Below are 21,094 nucleotides of genomic sequence, written 5' to 3' on the forward strand. Positions count from 1 at the left end.
CCGGCCACGCCGAACAGCAGGCGTAGCGTTATGATTGTTCAGATCCTGCAAGGCGGAAAATCGCAAACGGGATTCGGGGAGGGATATCACCGTTGGGCTACACATTCGTCATTGCCGACGATCACCCGCTTTTTCGCGGTGCATTGAGGGAGGCACTCGCGGGCATCGGCGACGTTGCCGCCATTCACGAGGCCGGCGATTTCGAAAGCGCCAAGGCGCTGGTCCTGGCCAATGAGGATGTCGATCTGGTGCTGCTCGATCTCTCGATGCCGGGGGCAAGCGGTCTTTCTGGCCTGATTTCGTTGCGCGGCATCCATCCGGCGGTGCCGATGATGGTGGTCTCGGCGCATGACGATCCGGTGACGATCCGGCGCGCGCTCGATCTCGGCGCCTCCGGCTTCATCTCCAAATCGGCCAGCATGGAGGAGATCCGCAATGCGGTGCAGTCGGTGCTTGCAGGTGATATCGCGGCTCCCGTCGGCATCGATCTCGGGGTGGAGCGCGATCCCGAGATTTCCGACCTGATCAAGCGGCTGCAGGCGCTGACCCCACAGCAGACGCGCGTGCTCGGCATGCTGGCCGAGGGACTGCTCAACAAGCAGATCGCCTATGAGCTCGGGGTCTCCGAAGCGACGATCAAGGCGCATGTCTCGGCCATCCTGCAGAAACTCGGCGTCGACAGCCGCACCCAGGCGGTCATCCTTTTGTCCAAGATCGGCAGCGACCCGTTGCAGACGGCCGGCTGATTCCTATTCGGCCGCCGGCGCCAGCGGCCTGACCCTGGCCATCATCGAGCGCAGCATCGCCGGTTTCAGCGGTTTGCTGATCACCGGCACGTCCAGCCTGCCGGCGGCGGCGCGAACCTCGCTCGAGCGGTCGGCGGTGACCAGCACGGCCGGCAGGTCCTCGCCATGGATCGCACGCAACTGGGCGATCAATTCAAGGCCGGTCCTGTTGTCGAGATGATAGTCGGCAAGCACGATGTCCGGCCGATGCATGCCGGACCTCTCGATATCCTCCGCGCCGGAAAGCGTGTCGACGCTGCAGCCCCAGCCCTCCAGCAGCAGCCGCATGCCGTCGAGGATGCGGGCGTCGTTGTCGATGCAGAGCACATTGAGCCCGGCAAGCGAGGCCGCGACACGGGCAGGCGGCTTCGCCTCGGCCTCGCGCCGCGGTGCCTGCACGGCCGCCACCGGCAGCAGCACGGAAAAGCGCGTGCCTTTGCCGGGATTGGAGAAGATCCGGATTTCGAGGCGCAGGACGCGGGCGATGCGGTCGACGATGGAGAGCCCCAAGCCGAGGCCTTCCGCTTCGCGCATGCCCTCATCGAGCCGGGTGAATTCGCGGAACACGGTGTTGAGCTTGTCGCCGGCAATGCCGATGCCGGTGTCGATCACCTGGATCTCGGCCAGTTCGCCGCGCCGCCGCACGCCGACCAGGATGCGGCCATGGCGCGTATACTTGATGGCGTTTGAGACCAGGTTCTGGATCAGCCGGCGCAGCAGATTGCGGTCCGTCATGACGCTGAGCGACGAGGGCATGATCGAGAGCTCGAGTTTCTTTTCGGCGGCAAGCGGCCGGAAGTCGTTGCCGATCTGGCGCAGCAGCCCGTCCAGGCCGAAGCTCGTGTCGTCCGGCTTCATCGCGCCGGCATCGAGGCGCGAAATGTCGAGCACCGCGCCGAGGATGGTCTCGACCGATTCCAGCGACGATTCGATATTCATCGCCGCCTTGCCGGCAGGTCCCTTGCCGGTCTTCTCGATCAGCGACGAGCAATAGAGGCGGGCGGCGTTCAGCGGCTGCAGGATGTCGTGGCCGGCGGCAGCGAGGAAGCGGGTCTTGCCGAGATTGGCCTCCTCGGCCAGCATCTGCGCCTGCGCCAGCTCCTCATTGACGCGGGTGAGCTCGGCGGTTCGGCTCTTCACTCGCTGTTCCAGCGATTCGTTGGCGCGCTTCAGCGCCAGATCCTGTTCGACACGTCCGGAAATGTCGGCATAGGTGGCGACGATGCCGCCGTCCGGCATCGGATTGGAGCGCAATTCGAGGATGCGTCCGCTGGTCTTCAACTCCATCTGCCATGGGCTGACGAAGCTGGTCAGGCGGTTGAGCATGGTGACGCGTTGGTCTGCCGGTATGTCACCGCGCTCGGCAAGGTGGCGCAGGATACGATCGAGTGAGACTCCGACCTGGCCCATCTCGTCGGGCAGGTCGAACAGCGCCCGGTACTGGCGGTTCCAGCAGATCAACCGGAAATCGCGGTCGAAGACGGTGATGCCCTGTTCCATCTGGTCGAGCGCGATCTGCAGCAGGTCGCGATTGTGCTGCAGCGCCTCGGTGGCGTCGTCGAGCAGACGGAAGGCGTCCTTGGATTCGCGGTCGTTGCGACGCAGCAGCAGCGACAGGATCAGCCGCGCCGAAGAGGAGCCGACGGCACTGGCCAGAAGCTGCTCGGAGAAGCGGATGACATCCATGCTGGCCTGTTCGTTGCCGAGCAGTGAAGTGCCGCTGCTCTTTTCGAACGACTGGAAGGACCGCTCGGTCCGTTCGACACCGAGATAGCGCGCGATCGTGTCCTTGAGGTCGTTGACGGTGATCGTGGTGCGGAAGCGGCGCAGGCTGGGCAGCGGACCCGCTTCGCGCGGCACGAAGATCGACGCCTGGATGCGTTCCAGCGGCACAGAGGCGCGCGACAGCGAGCCGAACACAACAAACAGCGTGTTGATCGACAGGCTCCACAGCACGCCATGGTTCAGCGGCTCGGCGACGGTGCCGAAAAGCGCCTGCGGCCGCAATGCATCGAAGCCGAACAGGCCGTGGACCAGGATGCCAGTATCGGGTGTGACGAGCGACGGAAGCAGCAGCGTGTAGCTCCAGACGACGATGCCGGCGACCATGCCAAGCGCGGCACCCCGGCCGTTGGCGCCGCGCCAGACCAGGCCGCCGATCATTGCCGGCGCGAACTGCGCGATCGCGGCGAACGACATCAGGCCGATAGAGGACAGCCGCGCGCTGTTGGTGCTCTCGCGGTAGTAGAGAAAGGCGATGAACAGCATGATGAAAATCGCCGCCCGCCGCACATTGAGGATGAGCGTCGACCAGTCCTCGCTCTCTGAGGTCGTGGTCCGCAGCAATCGCCTCACGAACAGCGGGATGATCAGGTCGTTGGAGATCATGATCGACAGCGCAACGCTTTCGACGATCACCATTGCGGTCGCCGCCGACAGGCCGCCGATGAAGGCGGCCATGGCCAGCACGTCGTGGCCGCTGAAAAGCGGCAGTGACAGCACATAGAGGTCGCTGCTGGTCCTGGGGCCGACCAGCTCCAGGCCGGCCAATGCGATCGGCAGCACGAACAGGTTGATTGCCACCAGATAGAGCGGAAACACCCATGTCGCGGTGCGCAGCTCGGCCTCGCTGCGGTTCTCGACGATGGTGACGTAGAACTGGCGCGGCAGCATGAGGATGGCAAAGCCGCTCAGGCATGTCAGCACCAGCCAGGTGGCGAGTGAGGTGTTGTAGCCCATCGCCTGGCGCACCTGCGTGTTTTCGGCGAGCCGGTCGAACATGTCGCCTGGCCCCCCGAAGATCAGGAACGTGACCATCAGGCCGATCGCAAGGAAGGCGGCGAGCTTGACCACGGTTTCGACTGCCACCGCCAGCACCAGCCCGTCCTGGTGCTCGGTGGCATCGGCATGGCGCGTGCCGAACAGCACCGCAAACAGCGCCAGCAGCATGGCCACGACCAGCGAGATGTCGCTGACGAACGGATCGAACGACGGGGGCGAGCCGGTATAATGCTCGACCATCAGGCTGACCGAGCCGGAGATTGCCTTCAATTGCAGCGCGATATACGGCACGGCGCCGATGGTCGCGATCAGCGTGGCGATCGCCGCGACAGCGAAGCTCTTGCCGTAGCGGGCACCGAGAAAGTCGGCGATCGAGGTGATCTTCTCGGTCTTGGCCAGCCTGACGATGCGCTGCAGCAGCGGAAAGCCGAACACGAACACCAGGACCGGTCCGATATAGATGCCGAGGAACTCGAGGCCGCGCTCGGAGGACAGGCCGACCGAGCCGAAGAAGGTCCAGGAGGTGCAGTAGATGGCGAGGCTGAGCGCATAGATGAACGGCCGGGCGCAGCCGGGCCCGGTTGAAGTCGAGCGGCGGTCGCCCAGGCTGGCGATGACGAACAGCAACGTCACATAGGCGATCGCGATGATGACGATGAACCAGCCCTGCACGCCTCGAACTTCCTCCCTGCGCCGGCTTTTTCATCCGGCCTTGCAGACGCAATCACAGCTTGGCGATCGAGTCCATCGCGGCTTTCGGCGTATCATATCGACTGCGTCGGGCAATCGTGACCGGCTGAAACCAGCTTTTGTTCCTGTTGCAACCGCAGGTTTTTGCTATTCTGCCTGCCGGTCGATGCCGGGGGAGCGGACGGCAGAACGGCCGGTCAGGACAAGGAGGAGTCGAATGCTGAAAGAGTTTCAGGAATTCATTTCCAAGGGCAATGTGATGGACCTGGCCGTTGCCGTCATCATTGGCGCTGCCTTCGGCAAAATCGTCACCTCGCTGGTCGACGACATCATCATGCCTATTGTTGGCGCGATCTTCGGAGGACTGGACTTCAACAACTACTTCATACCCCTGTCTTCCGCGGTGAATGCAACCTCGCTGGCTGATGCAAAGAAACAGGGTGCGGTCTTCGCCTATGGCAGCTTCATCACCGTGGCGCTGAACTTCCTCATCCTCGCCTTCATCATCTTCGTGATGGTCAAGGCGGTGAACAATCTGCGCCAGCGGCTGGAGCGTGAAAAACCGGCCGCCCCGGCCGCTCCGCCGCCAGCCGACGTCGCGCTGCTCACCGAAATTCGCGATCTCCTCGCCAGAAAGTAGCGCCTGCGGCAACTTTCTGGACCAAAACCCCGGTCGCTTGCGGCCGGGGTTTTCTGTTTTCGTCCGCCCTGAAACACGCTAGCAGTCGAGCAAACGAAAACGGACCCATCCATGACCCTGATCGATACTCTGCGCGCCGAGGCGCGTGCGGCGCCTGAAAGCGGCATTGTCGCCGTCATGAACCGTGGCCGCGGCCGCGACGGCATGATACCGCTCTGGGCCGGCGAGGGCGACCTGCCGACGCCTGCCTTCATCACCGATGCCGCCGCCAAGGCGCTGGCCGCCGGCGAGACCTTCTACACCTGGCAGCGGGGCATTCCTGAACTCAGGCAGGCGCTCGCCCGCTACTACACCAGGCATTTCGGCAAGACTTTCGCCAACGAGGAATTTATCGTCACCGGCTCCGGCATGCACGCCATCCAGATGGCCATCGATGCGGTGGCCGGCAAGGGCGACGAACTCGTCTACCTGTCGCCGGCATGGCCGAACTTCGCCGCCGCCGCCGGGGTGGCCGGCGCCGTTCCGGTCGCGGTCACGCTCGACCAGTCGGGCAATGGCTGGTCCTGCGACGTCGACAAGATCGCAGCGGCGATCACGCCAAGGACCAAGGCGCTGTTCGTCAACACGCCGTCCAACCCGACCGGCTGGACCGCCGACAAGGAGACGCTGCAGGCGATCCTCGATCTCGCCCGCGAGAGGGGCCTGTGGATCATCGCCGACGAAATCTACTCGCTGTTTCATTACGGCCATGGCCGCGCGCCGTCCTTCATCGACATCATGGCCGATGAGGATCGCATCCTATTCGTCAATTCCTTCTCCAAGAACTGGGCGATGACCGGCTGGCGCATCGGCTGGATCAAGATCCATCCCGCCTTGCAGCAGGTGTTCGAGAACCTGGTCCAGTATTCGACTTCCGGCGTTGCGCAGTTCATGCAGCGCGGCGCCGTCATTGCCCTCGATGAAGGCGACGCCTTCATCGTCGAGCAGGTCGAGCGGGCGAGGGCGGCGCGCGACTTGGTCTGCGGCATTCTCGCCGAAACCGGCAGGGCCCGGTTCACCGTACCGCAGGGCGCATTCTATCTGTTCTTCGCAGTCGACGGCATCAGCGATTCCCGCGCTGCCGCCTTCGACATGGTCGATCGCGCCAATGTCGGCCTGGCTCCCGGCACCGCCTTCGGCCCCGGCGGCGAAGCCTTCCTCAGGCTGTGCTTCCACCGCCGCCTCGACCAGCTCGAGGAAGCCGCGCACCGGCTGGCGAAATGGATGACGAGTGTGTGAAGTGTGTTGAGGTTTGCGCCAGGCATCGCAGCACTGAAAATGAGGCGGCACCGATAGGCGGCTGCCCGTGGCGGCGGAGTTACCCGCCCGACTTCGGCACCAGCAACGGAATGACGCGGTCGCTTTTGGCCACCGAAGGCCGGCCGGCCGAACCGTAGGGAATCCCCAACGCGTCCCATGTCTCGACCAGCGCGTCCTGCAGCGAGGCGATCAGCGCGTCCGAATGGAACGGTGTCGGCGTGATGCGTAGCCGTTCGGTGCCGCGCGGCACTGTCGGGTAGTTGATCGGCTGGATGTAAATGCCGTGCACACCGAGCAGGCGGTCGCTGGCCATCTTGCAGAGCTCGGGATCGCCGACCAGAAGTGGCACGATGTGGGTAGGCGATTCCATCACCGGCAGGCCGGCCGCGGCCAGCACTTGCTTGGTCCGTGTCGCCTGGCGCAGCTGCGCGTCGCGCTCGGCCTGCGAACGCTTGAGATGGCGGATCGAGGTGGTTGCCGCGGCAGCGATCGCCGGCGGCAACGCCGTGGTGAAGATGAAGCCCGGCGCATAGGAGCGCACCGCGTCGATCACCGCAGTGTTGCCGGCGATGTAGCCGCCAAGCGTGCCGAACGCCTTGGCCAGCGTGCCCTCGATGATGTCGATGCGGTCGGCCAGCCCTTCGCGCTCGGTGATGCCGCCGCCGCGCGGCCCGTACATGCCGACGGCGTGGACCTCGTCGATGTAGGTCATGGCGTTGTAACGCTCGGCGAGATCGACGATCTGCTTGATCGGCGCGATGTCACCGTCCATCGAATAGACGCTCTCGAAGACGATCAGCTTGGCGCGCTCGCGGCCGGCGGTCTGCAGCAGGCTTTCGAGATGCGCGACATCGTTATGGCGGAAGATCTTCTTCTCGGCGCCCGAGCGCCGCACGCCCTCGATCATCGAAGCGTGGTTGAGCTCGTCCGAGATGATCAGGCAATTGGGAAGCAGCTTTGCAATGGTCGAGATCGACGCCTCGTTGGAAACGAAGCCGGAGGTGAAAACCAGTGCCGCTTCCTTGTCGTGCAGGTCGGCCAGCTCCAGTTCGAGCTCGACCAGCGGGTTGCTGGTGCCGGAAATGTTGCGGGTGCCGCCGGCCCCCGACCCCATCTTGCCTGCCGCCTTCTGGAACGCGGCAATGACGTCGGGATGCTGGCCCATGCCGAGATAGTCGTTGGAGCACCAGACGGTGATTTCCTCGGCGCGGCCATTGGCACGCCAGATGGCGCGCGGGAATTTCCCTACGATACGCTCAAGGTCGGCGAAGACGCGGTAGCGGCGCTCTGCATGGAGCTGGTCGATCGCTTCCTCGAAAAACCGCTGATAGTTCATGTCGCCTTCCCAGTTTTGCGCGGGATCATAGTCATTGGCCCATTCGTCGTCCACCTGGCCTTTTTGGTCAAAATGCCACGCCCCGAGCCTGTTCCTAACGACCACGGAACGTGGCCTATTCCCTTGATGTGGATCAATCTTGTTTCAGGACAATGCCACACGCCGATGAGACCGGTTACCGCAGGTTCTAATGGCTTGGCGGCAGGTTTTCCAGTAAGGCGACGATTGAGACAGTTCCGATAAATCATGAATAGCGAGGATGCGGATGACGGTTTTGGTGACAGGCGGGGCCGGCTATATCGGTAGCCATATGGTCTGGGAATTGCTGGACACGGGTGACAGCGTCGTCGTCCTCGACCGGCTTTCCACCGGCTTTGAATGGGCAGTAGCCCCGGAAGCAAAGCTCGTCGTCGGCGATGTCGCCGACAGGGAACTGGTCGCCTCGATCATCCGCGACAATAAGGTCGACGCGATCATCCATTTCGCCGGCTCGATCGTGGTCCCCGAATCGGTCGCCGACCCGCTTGCCTATTACGAGAACAATACCTGCAAGACGCGCACCTTGATCGAGACCGCAGTGCGCGAAGGCGTGCCCAATTTCATCTTTTCCTCGACCGCCGCCGTCTATGGCGGCGCCGGCCTGGAGCCGGTGCGCGAGGATGCCCGGCTTGCGCCGGAATCGCCCTATGGCCTGTCCAAGCTGATGAGCGAATGGATGCTGCGCGACGCAGCCATTGCCCATGGGTTGCGCTATACGGCGTTGCGCTATTTCAACGTCGCCGGCGCCGATCCGAAGGGCCGCACCGGCCAGTCGACGCCCGGTGCCACGCATCTGATCAAGGTCGCCTGCGAGACGGCGCTCGGCAAGCGTCCCTTCATGCAGGTGTTCGGCACCGATTATCCGACGCCGGACGGCACCTGCATGCGCGACTATATCCACGTCAGCGACCTGGCGGCGGCGCATCGGCTGGCGCTGCAGCGGCTGCGTGCCGGCGGATCGAGCCTGGTCGCCAATTGCGGCTACAGCCACGGCTATTCGGTGCTCGAGGTCATCGACAGCGTCCGCCGCGTCTTCGGCCATGATTTCGACGTGCGGATGGGCGATCGCCGCGCCGGCGACGCCGCCGCGGTCGTCGCCAATTCGGAGCTGGCGCGCGGCGAACTCGGCTGGACCCCGCAGCGCGACAACCTCGACCAGATTGTTGCCGATGCGCTTGCCTGGGAGCGCATCCTGACCAGCAAGAATTCGGCTCTGGGGTGAAGTGGGCTCTCCGCAAAGGTTGGTTCAGCGCGCTGGGGGCGGAATGAAAATCCTGGTGCTTGGAGCCGGCGTCGTCGGCACGGCGGCGGCCTATTGTCTGGCCAGCGACGGCCATGAGGTGACGGTGATCGAGCGCCATCCGGCGGCAGCACGCGGCACCAGCCGGTCGAATGCCGGCCTGGTGTCGCCCGGGGACGCCACCGCCTGGGCCTCGCCGGCAGCGCTGAAGACGTTCCTGCGCGGCCTCTATAACCACGATCTCGGCATCAAGGTGCGCCTGCGCTTCGATCCATATTTTTTCGCCTGGAGCCTGCGCTTCCTGCGCCAGTGCACGCATAAGCGCATGCGCGCCAACACCGACGTCAAGCTGCGTCTGGGGCTCTATTCGCGCGACTGCATCAACGCCATCTCCGCCGAAACCGGCATCCACTATGACGAGCGCAAGAAGGGGATTCTGTATTTCTTCCGCTCGCAGCAGAGCTTTGACACCGGCACCGACAATTACCGCTATCTCGGCGAACACGGCCTGCCGATCGAGATCGTCGGCCGCGACCGGCTGGTCGAGCTCGAGCCGGGCCTCGCCGGCGCTAAGGACAAGATTGCCGGTGGCGTCTATTCGCCGATCGACCAGACCGGCGACTCCAGCCAATTCACGCAGCGCCTCGCTGCCTATGCCGCCGAGAAACTCGGCGTCCAGTTCCTCTACGGCACCACTGTCGAAGGCCTCGAGATCGACGGCGGCCGCGTGCGCGCCGTGATGACCTCGGCCGGCCCGGTGGCCGGCGACGCGGTGGTCATTTCCATGGGGCCGGAGAGCGGCCTGCTCGGCCGCCGCTACGGCATCGACCTCCCCGTCTACCCCGTGAAGGGCTATACCGTGACTGTTCCGCTGGAAGATGAAAGCAAGGGGCCGATCATGGGCGGCGCCGACGAGGATCGGCTGATCGGCTATTCCAGGCTGGGAAATCGGCTGCGGATGTCCTCGACGGCGGAGTTCACCGGGTTCGACCGCACGTTCAAGCCACGCGATTTCAACTCGATCCTGAACACCGGCAAGGACCTGTTCCCCGGCGCCTTCGACGAGAGCAAGGCTGAGCTCTGGGCTGGACTTCGCCCGATGATGCCGAACTCCGTGCCGGTCATCGGCCGGGCGCGGTACGACAATCTCTACCTCGACACCGGCCACGGCCATCTCGGCTGGACCATGGCCTGCGGCTCGGGAAAGTTCCTTGCCGACATAGTTGCCGGCCGCAAGCCGGAGATCGATCCGCAAGGATTGCTCTACGCGGGCTAGGCATCTCCCGACATCAGGGCGCCATGAGCTCGGCGGTCAGGCTCGTTCGTCGACCGCCGAACGCCAGGAGCGCACGTAACTTGTCCAGAGTGGATCGGCCGACGGTTCGGTCCTTTCGCCCCTGCCTTGCGGTGTCCCCTGGTCCGACGCCAGCAAGGCGGCCCCGATGCTGGTGCCTGTCGCAGCCTCGGAGGCAATGACGGCGCGTGCTGTCGCCGCAGCCAGCATGCGGGTAAACAGCCGGTTGCGGGCGAAGGGTCCTTCGACGATGGTGGGACCGTCCGCGCCGATCAGGTCGAGGCAGGTCGCGGTCATCAGCGCCAGGTAGAACGAGATGGCGACAAAGCGCTGGCCGGCGCTCATCCCGTCCGCGTTAAGCGATGATGCGGTATGATGCGGAAACGGCCCCGAACCCTGTTGGGTCGAGGGCAACAGGGACGTCTTGCGCGCCAGCACCGTGGCAACATCGTCGTCCGTCCAGTTCTCCGATTGGCCCTCGGTCAGCACGGAAAACTCGCGGCCGCCCATGAAGCGCGCCGAGGGCACGGGATCGCCGAGTGCGTTGACATTGACCAGCGTGTCGCGTGCCGGATCGAGCGTGACCTTGCTGCCGCCGACCGCCATCGACACCACCCAGGTGCCGGTCGAGACGACGGAGAAAGGCGGCTTGCCGGATAGGAGATGCGGCAGCAGCGAGGCGTTGGAATCGTGCAGGCCGCAATACACCGGCGTTTGTGGGTCGAGGCCGGTTTGCCACGCCAGAGCGGGCAGGATCGGGCCCAGGCGGTCCTTGGCCTGCCGCACCGGCGCCATCAGCCGGCGCCATTGCAGCCGGTCGACCAGCGACGAAAAATCCGCTTTCCACGGGTTCCAAAGATCGGTGTGGCAGCCGAGCGAAGTCACCTCGCTGGCGGCGACGCCGGTCAGGCGCAAGGCCCAGTATTGCGGATACATCAGCATCGCGGCGGTTCTGGCGAAATCCGCCGGAAAGCGATTCTGCTGCCAGAACAGCTGCGCACCGAGATTGAGGCCGGCCGGCAGGCGCGGCGTGCCGGTCTCGGAGAACGCCGGACGGATCGTGTCATAGTCCCCGGCAAGGGCATCCGGCCCGTCGAATTCGTAGTCGAGCGCCGGCAGCGCCAGTTCGCCAGATGCGTCGACCAGCACGGCCGTTGCGCCATGGGTGGTGATCGATATCGCATCGATGCGCTGCTCGCGATCGATCTCGGCCAGGCTGCCGAGGATAAACGCCCATAACCGCTCGACGTCATGGTGCGGGTACCGGCCTTGCCGAACCGGCTCGTTCACCATCCTGCGCAGCGCGACTTCGCTTGCTGCGGCAAGATCGACCAGCGCCACCTTGGCGTTGGTCTTGCCGATATCGATGACGGCGACGTGGCGGGTCATTCCATATGGAACATTGTTTCCAGCGGCACCGCCACCGGCTCGTTGTTCGGCCTGGTCTCCATGATGTCCGCCATCTCGGCCCACCAACGCTGCATCACCGGATGCTTCGGCAATTCGTCCATACCGTGGTCATCGCGCCGCCACAGCACGCCGAACAGGGTGTTGGTCTCCTCGTCGAGATGGATCGAATAATCGGAGATACCGGCCCGTTTCAGCAACGCGACGAGTGACGGCCAGATGTCGTCGTGGCGCCTCTTGTATTCGGCCTTCATGCCCGGATTGAGCCTCATCTTGAACGCGTATTTCTCCGGCATCAGGCAAAGCGCTCCCGCTGCACGCGCCGCCACAGGATCGGCAGCGCAATGACGATGATCAGCAGCAGGCCGATGAAGATCGACATGACGATCCCCGGCACGTTGAGCAGGCCGAGGCCGAAGGTCACCAGCCCCATGATGAAGGCGGCCAGCACCACACCCAGAATGCTGCCGGCGCCGCCCAGGATGCTGACGCCGCCGAGCACCACCATGGTGATGACTTCGAGCTCGTAGCCCTGCGCGATAGACGGCCGGGTCGAGCCGAGCCGCGATGTGATCAGCACCGAGGCGATGCCCGCCATCAGGCCGGTCAGGCAAAACAGGATGAATTTGATGCGGCCGACACGTACCCCGGAAAACTGCGCCGCGACCGGGTTGTTGCCGATGGCAAAGACCCGGCGGCCGAAGCTCGTCCGGTGCAAAAGGAACCAGTAGATAACTGCCGCGGCCAGGAACAGCGTCAGTTCGAACGACACCACCCACCAGACGTAGCCTTGGCCGAAGAAGGCGAAGCTCGCGGGATAGCCCTTGTAGGCCTGGTCGCCCAGGATGATGAAGGCAATGCCGCGAAACAGGCTCATCGTGCCGATGGTGACGACGATCGACGGCAAGCCGAGCCTGGTGACGAGCAGGCCGTTGAAGGCGCCGCAGCCGAGCCCGACGATGAGGCCGATTGCCATCAGCACCGGAGTGCCAGCACCGGCCTGCACCGCCATGCCCATCATTGTTGACGCGAGTGCGATGATGGCGGCCACCGACAGGTCGATTTCGCCGGAGATGATCAGCAGCGCCATGGCGAGCGCGATCAGCGCCTTTTCCGTGAAGTTGAAAGTCAGGTCCGACAGCGACCATGGGTCGAGGAAATAGGGCGAGGCAAAACTGTTGACGGCAAAAATGGCAACAGCGACAACGACCAGCAGCGCCTCCCAGGAGAAGACCGCCGCAGTGAAAGGCTTGTCGAGCCGATCGGGAATGTGGCGTGGGGCAGGGGTGTCGGTCATGCCGCTTCCGCCTTTTTGAGAATGATGCGGCCTTGCCGGCGTTCGCCGCGCGCGTTGAGCACCACGGCCAGGATGATGGCGCTGCCTGAAATCGCCATTTGCCAGAAGGGCGAGATATTGATCACCGGCAGCGCGTTGGAGATGATGCCGAGGAACAGCGCGCCGAGCACCGCGCCGCCGACCGAGCCGATGCCGCCGGCGATCGAAATGCCGCCGATGACGCAGGCGGCGATGATGTTGAGCTCATAGCCATTGGCGACCTCGACCGAGGCGATGACGTAGCGCGAGATCCAGAGATAACCGCAGAGGCCGCCGATCATCCCCGAGATGCAGAAGACGATGAATTTCGTCCGGCCGACATCGATGCCGGCATAGACCGATGCGGTCGGGTTGACGCCGATGGCATAGATCGAGCGGCCGAGCGCGGTGCGTGTCATCACGAGGAAGAACAGGGCAATGACCAAAAGGGCGATCCACGACAGCACCGGAATACTGAGGAACGCCGCGCGCTGCAGGCCGATGAAATCAGGGCTCATCTGGTCGGCATTGACCCAGGCGCCGCCTGATATGACGAAGGTGGCGCCGCGGTAGATGGTGAGCGTGCCGAGCGTCACCACGATCGAGGGAATGTTCAGCCGCCATACCAGCAGGCCGTTGATGGCGCCGAGCACCAGCCCGACCAGAAGTGCGATGACGATCAGCAGCGGGGTCGGGATTGCCGGATGTGCGGCGTTCAGCATCGCCACCACCATGCCGGTGAAGCAGAGATTGGAAGCCATCGACAGGTCGATCGAGCGGGTCAGGATGACGACCATCTGGCCGAGTGCCAGGATCATCAGGATCGACGTGTCGTTGAACACCTGGCGCAGATTGGCCGGATCGGCAAAACCTGGAAACCGCGTTGAGATCAGCCCGATCAGCACGACGATTGCCGCCAGCAGCCAGACCTCGCGATATCTGAGAAAAGCCTTCATGCCGCGATCCCCGCTGCCGTCCTGACCAAGGTTTCGGCGTCGAGCCCCTTATTGTCGTAGACCGCGGCAATGCGGCCCTCGCGCATGACGACGACGCGGTCGGACATGCCGAGGATTTCCGGCAGTTCGGACGACACCATGATCACCGACAGGCCTTGCGCGACGAGCTCGGCCATGAAGCCGTGCACGGCTGCCTTCGAGCCGATGTCGATGCCCTTGGTCGGCTCGTCCAGGATGATCACCTTGGGCGCGGTCGCCAGCCATTTGGCGATGACGATCTTCTGCTGGTTGCCGCCCGACAGCGTGCCGACATCCTGGCTGAGCGAGGAAGCGCGCAGGTCGAGCCGCTCGGTATAGGCGCGGGCCAGGGCGAACTCTTCCGCCAGCCGCAACATGCCGGACTTGGAGGTACGCCTGAGCGAGGGAAGCGAGACATTCTGGAAGATCGGCAGGCCGATCACCACACCTTGCTTGCCGCGCTCCTCCGGCACATAGACGATGCCGGCATTGATCGAATCCGCCGCTGATTTCGGCGCGATCGCCTTGCCCTCCAGCGTGATCGTGCCGCCGCTGGTGCGGGTGATGCCTGATATCGCCTGCATCACCTCGCTGCGCCCGGCGCCGACAAGGCCGTAGAAGCCGAGGATTTCGCCCCTGTGCAGTTCGAAGCCGATGTCGTCGAACTCGGTCGGATGCGACAGGCCGGAGACGGCGAGCACCGGCGCGCCGATCTCGGCCTTGCGCTGCGGAAAGATGTGATCGACCGAGCGGCCGACCATCATGCGCACGATCTGGCTCTGGCCGGCGTCCTTGATCAGGCCTTCGCCGACCATCTCGCCGTCGCGGAACACGGTATAGCGGTCGGCGATGCGGTAGATCTCATCGAATTTGTGGCTGATGAACAGGATCGCCTTGCCGTCGCTCTTGAGGAATTCGATCAGCAGGAAAAGCTCTTCGATCTCCTTCATCGAAAGCGCTGCCGTCGGCTCGTCCATGATGACGATCCGCGCGTCGATCGACATGGCGCGGGCGACGGCGACAAGGTGCTTGTTGGCGATGCCGAGATCCTTCAGCCTGGCATCGGCGTCGATATGGCCGGCGCCCATCGTGTCGAGCACCTCGCGGGCATTCTTGCGCATGGTGCGCCAGTCGATGGTTTTGAAACGCGTGCGCGGCGCATGGCCGAGGAAGATGTTTTCGGCCACCGTCAGGTCGTCGAACAGCACCGTTTCCTGGTGGATGGCGGTGATGCCATGCCCGAACGCGGCGTGGGCGCTGGGCAGTGTGACCGGCTGGCCGTCGATGCTGATCGTGCCAGCATCAGGCTGGTAGATGCCGGTCATGATCTTGACCAGCGTCGACTTGCCGGCGCCGTTTTCACCGATCAGCGCGGTTACCTGGCCGGGATAGAGCGACAGGCCGACATCGTGCAGCGCCCGCACGCCGGGAAAGCTTTTCGAGATGCCGGACAGCATCAGGCGCGGTCCGGGAGACAAAGGCGCTTCCTTCGCCACTTCGTGTTGGGCTGTCGTGTCCATAATCGTATCAAGCCCTGAAACAAGGTTCGTTTGAAAGCGCGGCGGAACCTGAGCCCCGCCGCACCGTTTCGAAGGCTCCAGGATCAATAGATCTTGGAGAACTTTTCGATGTTCGACTTGTCGAACTGAAAGGGCGGAGCCATCGCAGCCGAGTTGGTGTCGTCGAGCGTGACCTTGCCGACGCGGCCGATCGACAGCGTAGCACCGGGCTTGCCTTCTTCCTTCTTCACCGCCAGGTCATGGGCGAGGTAGACCGCGGAATAGCCGAGATCGATCGGGTTCCACAGCGCAACCGCCTGGCTGGCGCCATTGTCGATGAACTTCTTGAACTCCGACGGCAGCGCCAGGCCGGTGACGTTGACCTTGCCGATCAGGCCTTCATCGGTCACCACCTGCGCGGCGGCAACGACGCCGACCGTGGTCGGTGCGATGATCGCCTTGAGGTTCGGATAGGACTTCAAAAGACCCTTGGCCTCGTCCGTGCTCTTGGCCGAGTCGTCGTCGCCATAAACGGTGGCGACGAGTTTGATCTTGGGGAACTTCTCCGGCAGCACCTTCTTGGCCGCGTCGATCCAGGCATTCTGGTTGGTCGCGGTCGAAGAAGCCGACAGGATGGCGACATCGCCGCCTTCCGGCAGATAGTCGGCGGCCAGCTTGATGATGGTCTCACCGATCAGGTTGGTGTCGGAGGGGTTGAGGTGAAGCTGGCGGCCTTCCGGCGCGACGCCTGAATCCCACGAGATAACGGTGATGCCGCGCTGCATCGCCTTCTTCAGCACCGGCACCAGCGCGTCGGCGTCGTTCGCCGAAATGGCGATGGCGTTGACCTTCTGGGCGATCAGCGAATTGACCACTTCGATCTGAGCTTCGGCGGTCGCCTTGGTCGGGCCGGTGTAGATGATGTCGACATCGCCGAGCTCCTTGGCCGCCTCTTCGGCGCCCTTGTTGGCGGCGTCGAAGAAGCCGTTGCCGAGCGACTTCACCACCAGCGCGATCTTGACGTTTTCGGCGTAGGCGGCATTCACGAACATGGCGGCGGAGAACGCCGCCGTAACCATCAATTTCTTCAGAAAGCTCATCGAATATCCTCCCTTGAGCGTTGCATTCCATCACCGCTGCGGGCGTGAGTTTTTCTCAGGCCTGCAGCGAAGATTCTTCCTTGTTGGTTGCCGTTGTGCGGGCGATGATCAGCGTGACGCCGGCGGTCTCCAGCATCTTGGCTTCGCGATCCTCGATGGCGTCGTCGGTGATCACCGTGGCGATGCGCGACAGGCCGCACAGGATCAGGCTCGAGCGTTTGCGGAATTTCGAGGAATCGACCAGCACCACCAACTCGTCTGCCTGGTCGATCAGTTTCTGTTCGGCCTGGATCAGCAGCGGGTCGCCTTCCATAAGACCGAGCGGCCCCAGCCCTTGTGCGCCCATGAACATGCGGCGCGCGTAGAAATTGCGCGTCACGTCATTGTCGAACGGCGACAGGATGATGTTCTGCTCGCGGTAGATGGTGCCGCCTGACAGCATCACCGTGTTCTTGGAGTGCCTGAGCAGGTGCTCCGCGATCGGGAAGGAATTGGTGAAGATCGGCATGCGGCGGCCGGTCAGGAAATGCACCATCTGGAAGGTGGTGGTGCCGCCATTGATGATGATCGGCTCGCCGTCCTTGCATAGATCCACGGCTTCCCGCGCGATTGCCCGCTTCTGCGAAGCGTTGATGGTCTCGTTGACGGAGAAGGGCCGGCCGGCAAGGCCGATGAACTGCGGCGGCGAAAGCGCCTCGGCCCCGCCGCGCACGCGGCGCAGCCGCTTTTGCACATGCAATGCCGCGATGTCGCGCCTGATCGTCGCCTCCGACGACTCCGTCAGGTCGACCATCTCCTGCACCGTCACCACAGGTTTTTCCTGGACGGCGGACAGAATGATCCTGTGGCGCTCTTTTTCGTGCATGGTTCCTCCCTGCCTGAGCATCTAGGCACCCAAAGCGCGCAGTGTCAATCATTTCCGATCAGATAATTTCGTTGTGCGATGCAATATGACTGATATTGATCGTTTGTGATTGACAAGGCCGCCGCTTGCGTAGAAATTCGTACAAAAGGGACCCGCGCCGTTTGCGTGTCCCAAAGGGAGGATACCTATGCTCGACAAGCGCTCCGGCACGCGCCTCGCCAATCTTTGGGATGACGCAAAAGCGCAAGCAATGAGCGAGCCCGAACGTCTGGTCTATCGCTCGAATGTTCTTGGCTCCGACAAGCGCGTCACCAATTATGGCGGCGGCAACACCTCCTCCAAGATCTGGCAAAAGGATCCGCTCACCGGCGAGAGCGTGGAAGTGCTGTGGGTCAAGGGCTCGGGCGGCGACAGCGCCTCGATTAAAACAGACGGCTTCGCCACGCTCTACATGGACAAATTGCGTGCGCTGAAAGGTCTTTATCGCGGCCTCGAACACGAAGACGAGATGGTCGGCTATCTGCCTCACTGCACCTTCAATCTCAACCCGCGCGCGGCTTCCATCGACACGCCGCTGCATGCCTTCGTGCCGAAGCCTTATGTCGACCATATGCATCCCGATGCGATCATCGCCATTGCTGCCGCCAAGGATTCGCAGGCGCTGACCAAGGAGATCTTCGGCGACACGATCGGCTGGCTGCCATGGAAACGTCCGGGCTTCGAGCTCGGCCTGTGGCTGGAGAAATTCTGCCTCGAGAACCCCAACGCCAAGGGTGTCGTGCTGGCAAGCCATGGCCTGTTCAGCTGGGGCGACACGCCGAAGGAATGCTACGAGACGACGATCTCGGTGATCAACCAGGCGATCGACTGGTTCGAGCGCAAGAGCCAGGGCAAGCCGATCTTCGGCGGCGAAGTCGTCAAATCCCTCGATGCGCCGGCGCGTCGCGCCGTGGCCGCAAAACTGATGCCGAGGATCCGCGGCCTGATCTCGGAGAACAGCCACAAGCTCGGCCATTTCGACGATTCCCCTGCCGTGCTCGAATTCGTCAGTTCCAGGGATTTGCGGCCGCTGGCGGCACTAGGCACGTCCTGCCCGGACCACTTCCTGCGCACCAAGATCCGGCCGCTGGTCATCGAGTTCGACCCCCAAAATCCCGACGTCGATGCCGTCATTGCCCGTCTTGCCGACGATGTGGCGGAGTATCGCGTCGGCTATCAGGCATATTATGACCGCTGCAAGCACCCGGATTCGCCGCCCGTGCGCGATCCGAACGCCGTCGTCTATCTGATGCCCGGCGTTGGCATGTTCACCTTCGCCGGCGACAAGGCGACGGCGCGCATTTCAGGCGAATTCTACGTCAACGCCATCAATGTCATGCGCGGCGCCTCGACGGTGTCGACCTATGTCGGCCTGCCCGACCAGGAAGCCTTCGACATCGAATACTGGCTGCTCGAAGAGGCAAAGCTGCAGCGCCTGCCGAAACCAAAGGCTCTTGCCGGCCAGATTGCGCTGGTCACCGGCGGCGCCGGCGGCATCGGCCGGGCCACCGCCAACCGGCTGCTGCGCGAGGGCGCCTGCGTCGTGCTGGCCGATATCGACGAAGCAGCCCTTGCCAGCGCCAATGACGAGCTTGCCAAGGCCTATGGCAAGGATTTCGTCCGGCCCGTCGTCATCAACGTCACGTCCGAGGATCAGGTGATCTCCGGCTTTGCCGAAACGGCGGTCGAATTTGGCGGCATCGATATCCTCGTGTCGAATGCCGGTCTGGCAACGTCGGCGCCGATCGAGGACACCACGCTGGCGCTGTGGAACAAGAACATGGACATCCTGTCGACCGGCTATTTCCTGGTTTCGCGGGAAGCGTTCCGGCTGTTCCGGGCGCAGAAGATCGGCGGCAACGTCGTCTTCGTCGCCTCCAAGAACGGGCTTGCCGCATCGCCAAACGCCGCCGCCTATTGCACGGCCAAGGCCGCCGAGATCCATCTGGCACGCTGCCTGGCGCTGGAAGGCGCGGAAGCGCAGATCAGGGTCAATGTCGTCAACCCCGACGCTGTGCTGCGCGGCTCGAAGATCTGGACCGGCGAGTGGAAGGAACAGCGCGCCGCCGCCTACAAGATGTCGACCGACGATCTCGAGGAGCACTACCGCTCGCGTTCGATGCTGAAGCGGTCGGTGTTCCCCGAAGACATCGCCGAGGCGATCTATTTCTTCGCCTCCGATATGTCGGCCAAATCGACCGGCAACATCATCAACGTCGACGCCGGCAACGCGCAGAGTTTTACGCGATAAGCGACCGTCTTTAAGGGTTGCGCTGCCCCTCATCCGCCTGCCGGCACCTTCTCCCCGTATAGTGACGGGGAGAAGGGAAGCGCTCCAACGCCGGTGATCCCCCCTCTTCCCGTTCTTTACGGGGAGAGGGTAAGGGTGAGGGGCAGCGCCGACCAACGCAAATTGGGAGGAAACCACCATGTCCGAAACCATCATCTCCGCCGACCTCGTCGACAGGCACAATGCCGCGCGCGATGCCGATCTCAGACGCGACTACGAGTCTCTCGGCGAGCGCCTCGACCGCCGCGGCATCGCCATCGACGCCATCCGCGACAAGGTCGAGAAATTCGCCGTCGCCATCCCGTCCTGGGGCGTCGGCACCGGCGGCACCCGCTTTGCCCGCTTTCCCGGCGCCGGCGAGCCGCGTGACATTTTCGACAAGATCGAGGACTGCGCCGTAATCCGGCAATTGACGCAGGCGACGCCGACCGTCTCGCTGCACATTCCCTGGGACAAGGCCGATCCGAACCGGCTGAAACAGGCGGCATCCCGCTTCGGCCTTGGCTTCGACGCCATCAACTCCAACACCTTCTCCGACGCCAGGGACCAGAAACTTTCCTATAAATTCGGCTCGCTGTCGCATGCCGATGCAGCAACACGCCGGCAGGCGGTCGAGCACAATCTCGAATGCATCGAGATCGGCAGGACGCTGGGCTCCAAAGCGCTGACGGTATGAATCGGCGACGGCTCGAACTTTCCCGGCCAGGTCAATTTCGCCAGGGCATTCGAGCGCTATCTCGACGCGATGAAGGAGATCTATGCCGGGCTGCCGGACGACTGGAAGCTGTTCACCGAGCACAAGATGTATGAGCCGGCCTTCTATTCGACCGTTGTGCAGGATTGGGGCACCAACTACATCATCGCCAAAGAGCTTGGCGACAAGGCGTTCTGCCTGGTCGACCTCGGCCATCACGCCCCCAACGTCAACATCGAAATGATCGTGTCGCGGCTGATCCAGTTCAAGAAGCTCGGCGGCTTCCATTTCAACGATTCGAAATATGGCGACGACGACCTCGACGCCGGCTCGATCGATCCCTACCGCCTGTTCCTCGTCTTCAATGAACTGGTCGATGCCGAGCTTGCCGGTGACGAAGGTTTCGATCCCGCCCACATGCTCGACCAAAGCCATAACGTCACCGATCCGATCGAAAGCCTGATGCTGTCGGCGGTCGAGGTGCAGCGCGCCTATGCCCAGGCGCTGCTGGTCGACCGCAAGGCGCTCGAAGGCTTTCAGGACGCCAATGACGCGCTGATGGCGACGCAAACGCTGAAGACAGCCTATCGCACCGACGTCGAGCCGATCCTCGCCATGGCGCGGCTGAAGACCGGTGGCGCCATCGATCCGGTCGCCGCCTACCGCGCCGCCGGCTACCGGGCGAAGGTCGCAGCCGAACGGCCGGCGGTCGCAAGCGTCGGTGGCGGGATTGTTTGATGTTGGGGTGAAAATGGAAAACCCGCCACGAAGGGCGGGTCGTTGGAGCCAATTAGCACCATACCGGAA

Annotated in this window: 15 protein-coding genes and 1 pseudogene; 7 read left to right on the plus strand and 9 right to left on the minus strand. The window is 63.4% G+C overall.

Features of this window, described 5'->3' with window-relative positions:
• Positions 1-83 precede the first annotated feature (83 nt).
• Positions 84-746 (plus strand): response regulator transcription factor, encoded by a 663-nt coding sequence (locus NKG60_RS12545; RefSeq protein ID WP_031211969.1) that lies wholly within the window; start codon positions 84-86, stop codon positions 744-746.
• 3 nt (positions 747-749) lie between these two features.
• Here the strand turns inward: NKG60_RS12545 and NKG60_RS12550 are convergent, their stop codons facing one another.
• The gene (locus NKG60_RS12550; protein ID WP_352664152.1) at positions 750-4,238 is read right to left on the minus strand and encodes a PAS domain-containing hybrid sensor histidine kinase/response regulator; all 3,489 of its coding nucleotides are present in this window, start codon (positions 4,236-4,238) and stop codon (positions 750-752) included.
• Between the two features lie 235 nt (positions 4,239-4,473).
• On the opposite strand from NKG60_RS12550, the gene mscL reads away from it, so the two are divergent.
• Together mscL and NKG60_RS12560 are read left to right on the plus strand one after the other, a co-directional pair.
• Positions 4,474-4,896: a large conductance mechanosensitive channel protein MscL gene (gene mscL, locus NKG60_RS12555; protein ID WP_352664357.1), complete on the plus strand. Its 423-nt coding sequence runs from the start codon at positions 4,474-4,476 to the stop codon at positions 4,894-4,896.
• A 111-nt stretch (positions 4,897-5,007) separates the two neighbouring features.
• A complete protein-coding gene (locus tag NKG60_RS12560) occupies positions 5,008-6,174 on the plus strand; it encodes a pyridoxal phosphate-dependent aminotransferase (protein WP_352664150.1) in 1,167 nt (388 codons plus the stop codon).
• 79 nt (positions 6,175-6,253) lie between these two features.
• On the opposite strand, the gene hemA is transcribed toward NKG60_RS12560, so the two are convergent.
• Complete coding sequence (gene hemA, locus NKG60_RS12565) at positions 6,254-7,531, minus strand: 5-aminolevulinate synthase (RefSeq protein ID WP_352448656.1); 1,278 nt, start codon at positions 7,529-7,531, stop codon at positions 6,254-6,256.
• A gap of 265 nt (positions 7,532-7,796) precedes the next feature.
• On the opposite strand from hemA, the gene galE reads away from it, so the two are divergent.
• Entirely contained in the window at positions 7,797-8,792 is a 996-nt protein-coding gene (gene galE, locus NKG60_RS12570; RefSeq protein ID WP_352516604.1) for a UDP-glucose 4-epimerase GalE, read from the plus strand.
• A gap of 43 nt (positions 8,793-8,835) precedes the next feature.
• The gene (locus NKG60_RS12575; RefSeq protein WP_352664148.1) at positions 8,836-10,086 is read left to right on the plus strand and encodes a D-amino acid dehydrogenase; all 1,251 of its coding nucleotides are present in this window, start codon (positions 8,836-8,838) and stop codon (positions 10,084-10,086) included.
• Between the two features lie 36 nt (positions 10,087-10,122).
• On the opposite strand, the gene NKG60_RS12580 is transcribed toward NKG60_RS12575, so the two are convergent.
• The 7 genes from NKG60_RS12580 to NKG60_RS12610 form a co-directional block, all read right to left on the minus strand.
• Positions 10,123-11,493 (minus strand): FGGY-family carbohydrate kinase, encoded by a 1,371-nt coding sequence (locus NKG60_RS12580; RefSeq protein ID WP_352664146.1) that lies wholly within the window; start codon positions 11,491-11,493, stop codon positions 10,123-10,125.
• Entirely contained in the window at positions 11,490-11,807 is a 318-nt protein-coding gene (gene rhaM, locus NKG60_RS12585; protein WP_352664144.1) for an L-rhamnose mutarotase, read from the minus strand. The genes NKG60_RS12580 and rhaM overlap by 4 nt, the downstream gene beginning before the upstream one ends.
• A complete protein-coding gene (locus NKG60_RS12590) occupies positions 11,807-12,808 on the minus strand; it encodes an ABC transporter permease (RefSeq protein WP_352664142.1) in 1,002 nt (333 codons plus the stop codon). The genes rhaM and NKG60_RS12590 overlap by 1 nt, the downstream gene beginning before the upstream one ends.
• On the minus strand, positions 12,805-13,782 hold the full coding sequence (locus NKG60_RS12595; protein ID WP_352664140.1) for an ABC transporter permease: 978 nt from the start codon (positions 13,780-13,782) through the stop codon (positions 12,805-12,807). The genes NKG60_RS12590 and NKG60_RS12595 overlap by 4 nt, the downstream gene beginning before the upstream one ends.
• A complete protein-coding gene (locus NKG60_RS12600) occupies positions 13,779-15,320 on the minus strand; it encodes a sugar ABC transporter ATP-binding protein (protein WP_352664138.1) in 1,542 nt (513 codons plus the stop codon). Before NKG60_RS12600 ends, NKG60_RS12595 begins: the two co-directional genes overlap by 4 nt.
• An 83-nt stretch (positions 15,321-15,403) precedes the next feature.
• On the minus strand, positions 15,404-16,399 hold the full coding sequence (rhaS, locus tag NKG60_RS12605; RefSeq protein ID WP_352664136.1) for a rhamnose ABC transporter substrate-binding protein: 996 nt from the start codon (positions 16,397-16,399) through the stop codon (positions 15,404-15,406).
• A gap of 55 nt (positions 16,400-16,454) precedes the next feature.
• The gene (locus NKG60_RS12610) at positions 16,455-17,264 is read right to left on the minus strand and encodes a DeoR/GlpR family DNA-binding transcription regulator (RefSeq protein WP_023677380.1); all 810 of its coding nucleotides are present in this window, start codon (positions 17,262-17,264) and stop codon (positions 16,455-16,457) included.
• Between the two features lie 187 nt (positions 17,265-17,451).
• Between NKG60_RS12610 and NKG60_RS12615 the strand changes: the two genes are divergently transcribed.
• The gene (locus NKG60_RS12615; protein WP_352664134.1) at positions 17,452-19,554 is read left to right on the plus strand and encodes a bifunctional rhamnulose-1-phosphate aldolase/short-chain dehydrogenase; all 2,103 of its coding nucleotides are present in this window, start codon (positions 17,452-17,454) and stop codon (positions 19,552-19,554) included.
• A 178-nt stretch (positions 19,555-19,732) separates the two neighbouring features.
• Positions 19,733-21,025: pseudogene (gene rhaI, locus NKG60_RS12620) on the plus strand (L-rhamnose catabolism isomerase).
• The last annotated feature ends 69 nt before the right edge of the window (positions 21,026-21,094 follow it).

It is taken from the genome of Mesorhizobium sp. M1428 (assembly GCF_040317515.1).
Taxonomy (GTDB): Bacteria; Pseudomonadota; Alphaproteobacteria; order Rhizobiales; family Rhizobiaceae; genus Mesorhizobium.

What these genes read in the sequence shown, in the direction of transcription:
- NKG60_RS12590 (WP_352664142.1), bottom strand. Translation starts at nt 12,808, where the DNA reads ATGACCGACACCCCTGCCCCACGCCACATTCCCGATCGGCTCGACAAG.
- mscL (WP_352664357.1), top strand. Translation starts at nt 4,474, where the DNA reads ATGCTGAAAGAGTTTCAGGAATTCATTTCCAAGGGCAATGTGATGGAC.
- NKG60_RS12560 (WP_352664150.1), top strand. Translation starts at nt 5,008, where the DNA reads ATGACCCTGATCGATACTCTGCGCGCCGAGGCGCGTGCGGCGCCTGAA.
- galE (WP_352516604.1), top strand. Translation starts at nt 7,797, where the DNA reads ATGACGGTTTTGGTGACAGGCGGGGCCGGCTATATCGGTAGCCATATG.
- NKG60_RS12575 (WP_352664148.1), top strand. Translation starts at nt 8,836, where the DNA reads ATGAAAATCCTGGTGCTTGGAGCCGGCGTCGTCGGCACGGCGGCGGCC.
- NKG60_RS12580 (WP_352664146.1), bottom strand. Translation starts at nt 11,493, where the DNA reads ATGACCCGCCACGTCGCCGTCATCGATATCGGCAAGACCAACGCCAAG.
- NKG60_RS12600 (WP_352664138.1), bottom strand. Translation starts at nt 15,320, where the DNA reads ATGGACACGACAGCCCAACACGAAGTGGCGAAGGAAGCGCCTTTGTCT.
- rhaM (WP_352664144.1), bottom strand. Translation starts at nt 11,807, where the DNA reads ATGCCGGAGAAATACGCGTTCAAGATGAGGCTCAATCCGGGCATGAAG.
- NKG60_RS12595 (WP_352664140.1), bottom strand. Translation starts at nt 13,782, where the DNA reads ATGAAGGCTTTTCTCAGATATCGCGAGGTCTGGCTGCTGGCGGCAATC.
- NKG60_RS12610 (WP_023677380.1), bottom strand. Translation starts at nt 17,264, where the DNA reads ATGCACGAAAAAGAGCGCCACAGGATCATTCTGTCCGCCGTCCAGGAA.
- rhaS (WP_352664136.1), bottom strand. Translation starts at nt 16,399, where the DNA reads ATGAGCTTTCTGAAGAAATTGATGGTTACGGCGGCGTTCTCCGCCGCC.
- hemA (WP_352448656.1), bottom strand. Translation starts at nt 7,531, where the DNA reads ATGAACTATCAGCGGTTTTTCGAGGAAGCGATCGACCAGCTCCATGCA.
- NKG60_RS12615 (WP_352664134.1), top strand. Translation starts at nt 17,452, where the DNA reads ATGCTCGACAAGCGCTCCGGCACGCGCCTCGCCAATCTTTGGGATGAC.